This window comes from Pseudomonas sp. Soil_N_39 (genome assembly GCF_057655955.1).
The window spans coordinates 20,086-28,178 of sequence record NZ_JBDGLI010000034.1 but is presented as its reverse complement, the minus strand read 5'-3'; the positions used below and the strand labels follow the sequence as shown (position 1 = coordinate 28,178).

Sequence of the window (8,093 nt, the reverse complement as noted above, 5' to 3'; positions counted from 1 at the left end):
ACTGTCATCGCGGGCAAGCCTTGCTCCCACAGGATCTCTATCAGGCACCTTTTTGTGAACAGATAACCTGTGGGAGCGAGCTTGCTCGCGATAGCGGTGTGTCTGCTGGCCTTGAGTCGACTGACACACTGTCATCGCGGGCAAGCCTTGCTCCCACAGGATCTCTATCAGGCACCTTTTTGTGAACAGATAACCTGTGGGAGCAAGGCTTGCCCGCGATGCTTTTAGAGGTTCTGCAAGGTCTCAAGCAACACCCGAACCTTGGTAATCGACTCCTGATACTCCGCCTGCCAGTCCGAGTCCGCGACAATCCCGCCGCCGCCCCAGCAACACACCTGCCCATCCTTGACCAGCAAACTGCGGATGGCGATGGAGCTGTCCATTTCCCCGCGCACGTCCAGGTACAGCAACGAGCCGCAATACAGCCCGCGCCGGGTTGGTTCGAGTTCGTCGATGATCTGCATGGCGCGGATTTTCGGCGCGCCGGTGATCGAACCGCCAGGGAAGCTGCCAGCGATCAGGTCCAGGGCGTCCTTACCCACAGCCAGTTCGCCGGTCACGCTGCTGACCAGGTGATGCACATTCGGGTAGCTTTCCAGGCTGAACAACTCCGGCACCCGCACCGAGCCGATGCGGCAGGTGCGGCCCAGGTCGTTGCGCAACAGGTCGACGATCATCAGGTTTTCCGCCCGGTCCTTGGGGCTGGCCAGCAGCTCGGCGGCATGGGCCGCGTCTTCTTCGGGCGTTGTGCCACGGGGACGGGTGCCCTTGATCGGTCGGGTTTCCACCTGGCCTTCGTTGACTTTGACGAAGCGCTCGGGGGACAGGCTCAGCACCGCGCCACCCTCCGGCAGGCTCTGGAAGCCGGAAAACGGCGTCGGGCAGGCCGCCCGCAACGCCTGGTAAGCGGCCCAGGCATCACCCTGGCAAGGCGCGCGGAAGCGTTGGGCAAAGTTGACCTGATAGCAGTCACCGGCCTGGATGTACGCCTGGATACGTTCGAACGCCTGTCGATAGGCCTCCGCGCTTAGGTCCGGCGTCATCGGCCCTTCAAGGCTGAACGGCGAAACGGGCGCGGTGGTCGGCTGGCTGAACAGCGCGATCAGGCGCTGGCGTTCGCCTTCGGCACAATGGGGGTGGAACACCAGTTGGCTGGTGCCCGCCTGGTGATCGCTGACCAAAGCCCAGTCGTACACGCCAAAACGCGCGTCGGGCAGTTGCAGGTCGTCCTGGGCGTGGGCCGGCAGGGTTTCGAGGTGTCGGCCGAAGTCGTAGCTCAAGTAGCCGATCAGCCCGCCGGCGAAGGGCAATTGCACCGTGGACGGCAGTTCCGCGTCGCCCAGTTGTGTCAGCTGAGTGCGCAGGCGTTGCAGGAAATCGCTGCCGCTCTCGTCTGGCAACACCGCCAGCTGTGCCAGCGGCCAGGCGCTGAGCAGGTCGTAACGCCCGCGCTTGGCACTCGGCCGGCCGCTGTCGAGCAGCACGCTGCCCGGGGCATGACGGATCGCCGCGAAATACTCGGCGGGGTTGGTGCGGTAGGGCAGCGGGTGTACGGAGCAGGTTGGCATGGGCGGGGCGGGTCAGCCGTTCAGGCGGGGGGGCGATTGTAATCCCCTGTGGGATTTGCTCCTAGAGGGGTGTCGGAGATGAGTAAGTACGGGGCCATCTAAAGTAATTTGGCTGTGAACACCTTGTGTGGCGAGGGGATTTATCCCCGCTGGGTTGCGAAGCAACCCTAAAGCCTACCACCTCGGCGTATCAGGCTGACTGCATGAGGCCTGTTTGGGGTTGCTGCGCAACCCAGCGGGGATAAATCCCCTCGCCACAGGTGTTGTGGTAGGCAGGTTTAGACCCTCAACCCTCAACCGGCGGAATATGCCCAAACAACTCCTGGGCAAACGCCACACGCTCTTCTGCGGTTTCGATAACGCCCCGGGCCTGGAGTTCTTCCAGGCGGGCTTCCACCGCGTGGGTGCGCAGGGTCAGGCCGCAGTCGTTGGCGATCTGGATGTTCAGGCCCGGCCGGGCATTCAGTTCCAGGATCAACGGCCCTTTTTCCTGGTCCAGCACCATGTCGACGCCGATGTAGCCCAGCCCGCACAGTTCATAGCAACCGGCGGCCAGTTTCATGAAACCGTCCCAGTAGGGCAGTTGCACGCCGTCCACCGCGTTGGTGGTGTCGGGGTGTTTGGTGATGATGTTGTTCAGCCAGGTGCCGCGCAGGGTCAGGCCCGTGGCGAGGTCGACGCCCACGCCGATGGCGCCCTGGTGCAGGTTTGCCTTGCCGCCGGACTGGCGGGTCGGCAAGCGCAGCATGGCCATCACCGGATAGCCCATCAGCACGATGATGCGGATGTCCGGCACGCCTTCGTAGCTGATGCTCTTGAAGATCTGGTCCGGCGTCACGCGGTACTCGATCAGCGCCCGGTCACGGTGCCCGCCCAGGGAATACAGGCCAGTGAGGATGCTGGAGACATGGTGCTCGATCTCCTCATGGCTGATGATTTTGCCAGACACCGTGCGATAGCGGCCTTCGAAGCGGTCGGCGATGACGATGATGCCGTCGCCGCCGGCGCCCTGGGCCGGCTTGATCACGAAGTCGGTGCGCCCGCCGATGATCTCGTCGAGCTTGTCGATTTCCTTCTCGGTGGAGATCACCCCGTACAGCTCCGGCACATGGATGCCGGCGTCGATGGCCCGTTCCTTGGTGATGATCTTGTCATCGACGATGGGATACAGGCTGCGCTTGTTGTACTTGAGCACGTAGTCGGCATTACGCCGGTTGATGCCCATGATGCCCCGGGCTTCCAGGGCCTTCCAGGTCTTCCAGAAGCCGAACATCAGGAGTCTGCCTTGAGGAAGGCCTTGAACCGGACCAGCTCGGTCAGGCGGTAGCCGCGATAACGCCCCATGGCCAGCATGAAGCCCACCAGGATCAGCAGGATCGCCGGGAAGGTGAACACGAAGTACACCAGCTCCGGCACGCTCATGATCAGGTGCGCCAGGGACGCGGCGAACAGGGTGCCGATGGCGACTTTCATCGCGTGGCCGGCGCCGCGTTCTTCCCAGGTGATGGACAGGCGTTCGATGGTCATGGTCAGGATCACCATCGGGAACAGCGCCACCGACAGGCCGCGTTCCAGGCCCAGCTTATGGCTGAACAGGCTGATGGCGGCGATCAGCACCACCACGAATGTCAGCACCACCGAGAGCCTTGGCAGCATCTGCAGCTTGAGGTGCTCCAGGTACGAACGCAGCGATAGACCCAGCGTGGTGATCACTGTGAACAGAATGATGCCGAAGCCCAACTGGGTTTCACGGAAGGCCAAAGCGATCAGCACCGGGGTGAAGGTCCCGAGGGTTTGCAAGCCGATCAGGTTGCGCAGTATCAGGATCACCAGCACGCCGATCGGGATCATCACCATGATCATGAACGTCTGTTGGGTCTGCAGCGGCAGGCCATAGAGCGAGTATTCGAGGAAGTTGGCGTCGGTGTTCTCGTCCGTCAGCTTGGCCAGGCGAATGGCGTTCATTTCGCTGTTGTTCATGCTGAAGGTGACGGTGGCTTTTTTGCCGCCATCGACGGTGATCAGGTTTTCATCGCCGGTCCACCACAGCAGACGGTCGGTGGGCAGGCCCTGTTCGCCGGAGTCCGGGTTGAAATACAGCCAGTCGGTGCCGTTGAAACTGCGCAGCCACAGCTCAGGTGTCTGCGGCTGGTCGGCCACCAGGCGAATGGTGTGGACCTTCTCTACCGGCACGTGGGCGATGGACAGCACCAATTCGACGATGCGCGCCTTGTTGGCCGAAGAAGGATCGCCAGCCAGCAACAGCTTGACGTTGTCGTCGTTGAGGTTGTTGACCCGTTTGATCGCTTCGCTGATGAACGTCTCGACGTCGGCCGAGTGCTGGCGGATCGGCGCGAGCAGGGCTTCGGCGGCCAGTTTCTCCGGGCCTTCGACGGCGATGCTGTCGCGGAAGGTCGGGCCCTTGACCTTGGTTTTCTCGGCGCTGTAGCGCTTGGTCAGCACCAGGCGGTAATAAAGGGTCTGGTTACCCTTGGCGCGACGGGCCGACCACGTCACCTTGCGGTTACCGTCGACCCGGTTCACCGCCACGCCGTAATTATTGGAAATGAAGCTCTCGTTGAGGCTCACGTAGTCGCGGCTCAGGGGCGGCACGAACATCTGGATCTTGACCGGATCCTTGGCGTTGGGCACGAATTCGACCTTGGCGTCGATGTTCCACAGGTCGTCGGTGGCGTCTTCGGTGACCGGGATGCCGAGCACGAAAATCTGATAGGCCGTTACCGACAGGCCCAGCACCACCAGGATGGCGATCAGCATTTTCAGATGGAGGGTAAGGGAGCGCATTGGAATTACTCTGCGGTTTGAGCGGCATTGGCGCAGGCGGGTTTGCCGGCAGCGTATTTAAGACTGGGGTCGACCAGTGCGTCGAAGCGCTTGAGCGCCTCGGAACCGATCAGCAACGGGTATTGGAAGGCGCTGCGGTCGGTCAGGTTCACTTCGATGCTGCGCAGGGCCGAGCCCATGCAGATATCCAGTTCGATGACCGGCCGGGCCGTGTATTTCTTGCCTTCTTCCGGGTCGTAGTCACCGGCGCGGCGCTTGATCTTGCTGACCCTGGCCAGCGGACGTTCGATGGGGTGCGAGTGGGCCGCGTCGATGGCCAGGTAAAAACGCACCCAGGATTCGCCATCGCGCTTGAAGCGCTTGATGTCCCGGGCGCTGAGGGACGCGGTCTTGGCGCCGGTGTCGAGCTTGGCGGCGACCTCCAGGTCGATGCCCTGCAGGGCGGCGTACTCGTTGAGGCCGTACACGGTTTTTTCACCCGCCACGGCAAGCCCCGGCAGGCATATGAAATAGAAAGCAGCAGATAAGGGCTTGAGTGTCATAGATCCTGGTGCGCAGCGTTCCGTTTATCGGTTCAGGCCCTGGCATTACTGCACAAGCTCCCTAGGCAGCCTTTCTCTATAAAAGGAGAGCGGCGAATAACCGCGGCATTCTAGCACGGTGGTTTTCTGACGCCACCGCTGGCCCGAGGCTACGATCTCTTCATGCAACGGGGTTATCGACAAGGCGTTTATTAGACGATTGTCGACAATGTTGATTTTTGTTTTGACGTTAAGGGTGCTATTGGTTAGTTTTTGCCATATTGATTTTCAAGGTGTCGACAATATGCTCGATCAGCTCGAAACCCCGGTGATGGCCCAAGACGACTCGGAGACCCTGTCCGAGAACGTCTTCCGGCGTATCCAGGCCGCCATCGTCAAGGGTGAGATCGCCCCCGGCAGCAAGATCTCCGAGCCCGAGCTGGCGCGCACCTACGGCATCAGCCGCGGGCCGCTGCGCGAGGCCATTCACCGCCTGGAAGGCCAGCGCCTGCTGGTACGCGTGCCCCACGTGGGTGCCAGGGTGGTGTCGCTGAGCCACGCCGAGCTGCTGGAACTCTACGAAATCCGTGAATCCCTCGAAGGCATGGCCTGCCGCCTGGCGGCCGAACGCATGACCCTGGAAGAAATCGACGAACTGCGCCGGGTACTGGAAACCCACGAGCGCGATGCGGCGTTCCAGGCCGGTGTCGGTTATTACCAGCAGGAAGGCGATTTCGACTTTCACTACCGGATCATCCAGGGCAGCGGCAATCGCACCCTGACGCAAATATTGTGCGGCGAGCTGTATCAACTGGTGCGCATGTACCGCATCCAGTTTTCCACCACGCCCAACCGTCCGCGCCAGGCCTTTGCCGAGCACCACCGGATTCTAGACGCCATCGCCGACCGTGACGGTGAGCTGGCTGAATTATTGATGCGCCGGCACATCGGCGCCTCCAAACGCAACATCGCGCGTCATTTCCAGGACAGCGCCGCCACTGAACGAGGTGAGTCATGAGTTCCAGCAACAGCACGCCAGGCCAGCGTTTCCGCGATGCGGTCGCCAGCGAACATCCGCTGCAAGTGGTGGGCACGATCAATGCCAACCACGCGCTGCTGGCCAAGCGCGCCGGTTTCAAGGCGATCTACCTGTCGGGTGGCGGCGTGGCGGCCGGTTCCCTCGGCGTGCCGGACCTGGGCATCACCGGCCTGGATGACGTGCTGACCGACGTGCGCCGCATCACCGATGTCTGTGATCTGCCGCTGCTGGTGGACGTGGACACCGGTTTCGGTTCCTCGGCATTCAACGTCGCGCGCACGGTCAAGTCGATGATCAAGTTCGGCGCCGCGGCGATTCATATCGAAGACCAGGTCGGCGCCAAGCGTTGCGGCCATCGTCCGAACAAGGAAATCGTTTCCCAACAAGAGATGGTCGACCGCATCAAGGCCGCCGTCGATGCCCGTACCGATGACAGTTTCGTGATCATGGCGCGTACCGATGCCCTGGCGGTGGAAGGCTTGGAATCGGCCCTGGACCGCGCCGCTGCGTGCATTGAGGCCGGTGCCGACATGATTTTTCCCGAAGCCATCACCGAGCTTGAAATGTACAAGCTGTTCGCCAGCCGCGTGAAAGCGCCGATCCTGGCCAACATCACCGAATTCGGCGCGACTCCGCTGTACACCACCGAACAGTTGGCCGGTGCCGACGTGTCCCTGGTGCTGTACCCGCTGTCGGCCTTCCGGGCCATGAACAAAGCGGCCGAGAACGTCTACACCGCGATCCGCCGCGACGGCACGCAACAGAATGTCATCGACACCATGCAGACCCGCATGGAGCTTTACGATCGCATCGACTACCACACCTTCGAGCAGAAGCTCGATGCATTGTTCGCGGCGAAAAAATGAACAGATCGCAGCCTCGCTTCGCTCGACAGCTCCTACAGAGTTGGGCCGCGTAGGAGCTGTGTAGGCGCTGTCGAGTGCAACGAGGCTGCGATCTTTTTCCTCCATTCTCTACAAATCTAAAAACTGGAGACAGCAAATGGCCGAAGCAAAAGTACTCAGTGGCGCCGGGCTCCGTGGCCAGGTGGCCGGGCAAACCGCATTGTCCACCGTGGGCCAATCAGGCGCCGGCCTGACCTATCGCGGCTACGACGTCCGCGACCTGGCGGCAGATGCGCAATTTGAAGAAGTAGCCTACCTGCTGCTGTACGGCGAACTGCCGACCCAGGCACAGCTGGACGCCTACACCGGTAAACTGCGCCAACTGCGCGACTTGCCCCAAGCCTTGAAAGAAGTGCTGGAGCGCATTCCCGCCGACGCCCACCCGATGGACGTGATGCGCACCGGCTGCTCGTTCCTGGGCAACCTGGAACCCGAGCAGGATTTCTCCCAGCAACACGACAAGACCGATCGTCTGCTGGCCGCGTTCCCGGCGATCATGTGTTACTGGTATCGCTTCAGCCACCAAGGCCAGCGCATCGAATGCGTGACCGACGAAGTGTCCATCGGCGGTCACTTCCTGCACCTGTTGCACGGCAAGACGCCGAGCGAGCTGCACGTGAAGGTGATGAATGTCTCGCTGATCCTTTACGCCGAGCACGAATTCAACGCCTCGACCTTCACTGCCCGGGTCTGCGCCTCCACGCTGTCGGACCTGTTCTCCTGCATCACCGCCGCCATCGGCTCGTTGCGCGGCCCGTTGCACGGCGGCGCCAACGAAGCGGCGATGGAAATGATCGAGCGCTTCAGCTCACCCCAGGAGGCCATCGAAGGCACCCTCGGCATGCTGGCGCGCAAGGACAAGATCATGGGCTTCGGTCACGCGATCTATAAGGACAACGACCCGCGCAACGAGGTGATCAAGGGCTGGTCGAAAAAACTCGCCGACGAAGTGGGCGACACGGTGCTGTTCCCGGTCTCCGAGGCCATCGACAAGACCATGTGGGAGCAAAAGAAACTGTTCCCCAACGCCGATTTCTACCATGCCTCGGCGTACCACTTCATGGGCATCCCGACCAAGCTGTTCACACCGATCTTCGTCTGCTCGCGCCTGACCGGCTGGGCCGCCCACGTGTTCGAACAACGCGCCAACAACCGCATCATCCGACCGAGCGCCGAATACACCGGCGTCGAACAGCGCAAGTTCGTGCCAATCGAACAACGCTGAGCTGGAGGGTTTTAGCCGCCGGAACTGATT

The 8,093-nt window shown here is 61.7% G+C and carries 7 protein-coding genes; 3 read left to right on the top strand and 4 right to left on the bottom strand.

Translation table 11 applies throughout. The features are described 5' to 3' along the window. Positions 1-224: 224 nt before the first annotated feature. The 4 genes from pabB to rloA all read right to left on the bottom strand — a co-directional run bounded on the left by pabB (position 225) and on the right by rloA (position 4,915). The gene (pabB, locus tag AC3A5O_RS28450) at positions 225-1,568 is read right to left on the bottom strand and encodes an aminodeoxychorismate synthase component I (protein ID WP_487754006.1); all 1,344 of its coding nucleotides are present in this window, start codon (positions 1,566-1,568) and stop codon (positions 225-227) included. Positions 1,569-1,854: 286 nt separating this feature from the next. Then, positions 1,855-2,841, bottom strand: a complete 987-nt coding sequence (locus tag AC3A5O_RS28445) for an alpha-L-glutamate ligase-like protein (protein WP_305467791.1) — start codon at positions 2,839-2,841, stop codon at positions 1,855-1,857. After that, positions 2,841-4,373, bottom strand: coding sequence for an osmotic stress tolerance membrane protein RloB (rloB, locus tag AC3A5O_RS28440; protein ID WP_060741350.1), 1,533 nt, complete (start codon positions 4,371-4,373; stop codon positions 2,841-2,843). Before rloB ends, AC3A5O_RS28445 begins: the two co-directional genes overlap by 1 nt. A gap of 5 nt (positions 4,374-4,378) precedes the next feature. Beyond that, on the bottom strand, positions 4,379-4,915 hold the full coding sequence (rloA, locus tag AC3A5O_RS28435) for a retropepsin-like aspartic peptidase RloA (protein ID WP_487754005.1): 537 nt from the start codon (positions 4,913-4,915) through the stop codon (positions 4,379-4,381). 283 nt (positions 4,916-5,198) lie between these two features. Between rloA and AC3A5O_RS28430 the strand changes: the two genes are divergently transcribed. The 3 genes from AC3A5O_RS28430 to prpC all read left to right on the top strand — a co-directional run bounded on the left by AC3A5O_RS28430 (position 5,199) and on the right by prpC (position 8,063). After that, positions 5,199-5,912, top strand: coding sequence for a GntR family transcriptional regulator (locus tag AC3A5O_RS28430; RefSeq protein WP_487754004.1), 714 nt, complete (start codon positions 5,199-5,201; stop codon positions 5,910-5,912). Further along, a complete protein-coding gene (gene prpB / locus AC3A5O_RS28425) occupies positions 5,909-6,799 on the top strand; it encodes a methylisocitrate lyase (protein WP_122568709.1) in 891 nt (296 codons plus the stop codon). Before AC3A5O_RS28430 ends, prpB begins: the two co-directional genes overlap by 4 nt. 136 nt (positions 6,800-6,935) lie before the next feature. Then, positions 6,936-8,063 carry a bifunctional 2-methylcitrate synthase/citrate synthase gene (prpC, locus tag AC3A5O_RS28420; protein WP_122568708.1) on the top strand — a complete coding sequence of 376 codons (1,128 nt, stop codon included), beginning with the start codon at positions 6,936-6,938 and terminating at the stop codon, positions 8,061-8,063. Positions 8,064-8,093: the final 30 nt, after the last annotated feature.

Bases quoted from the DNA above. Each gene is read 5' to 3' on its own strand.
- pabB (WP_487754006.1), bottom strand. From the start codon at position 1,568: ATGCCAACCTGCTCCGTACACCCGCTGCCCTACCGCACCAACCCCGCC.
- AC3A5O_RS28445 (WP_305467791.1), bottom strand. From the start codon at position 2,841: ATGTTCGGCTTCTGGAAGACCTGGAAGGCCCTGGAAGCCCGGGGCATC.
- rloB (WP_060741350.1), bottom strand. From the start codon at position 4,373: ATGCGCTCCCTTACCCTCCATCTGAAAATGCTGATCGCCATCCTGGTG.
- rloA (WP_487754005.1), bottom strand. From the start codon at position 4,915: ATGACACTCAAGCCCTTATCTGCTGCTTTCTATTTCATATGCCTGCCG.
- AC3A5O_RS28430 (WP_487754004.1), top strand. From the start codon at position 5,199: ATGCTCGATCAGCTCGAAACCCCGGTGATGGCCCAAGACGACTCGGAG.
- prpB (WP_122568709.1), top strand. From the start codon at position 5,909: ATGAGTTCCAGCAACAGCACGCCAGGCCAGCGTTTCCGCGATGCGGTC.
- prpC (WP_122568708.1), top strand. From the start codon at position 6,936: ATGGCCGAAGCAAAAGTACTCAGTGGCGCCGGGCTCCGTGGCCAGGTG.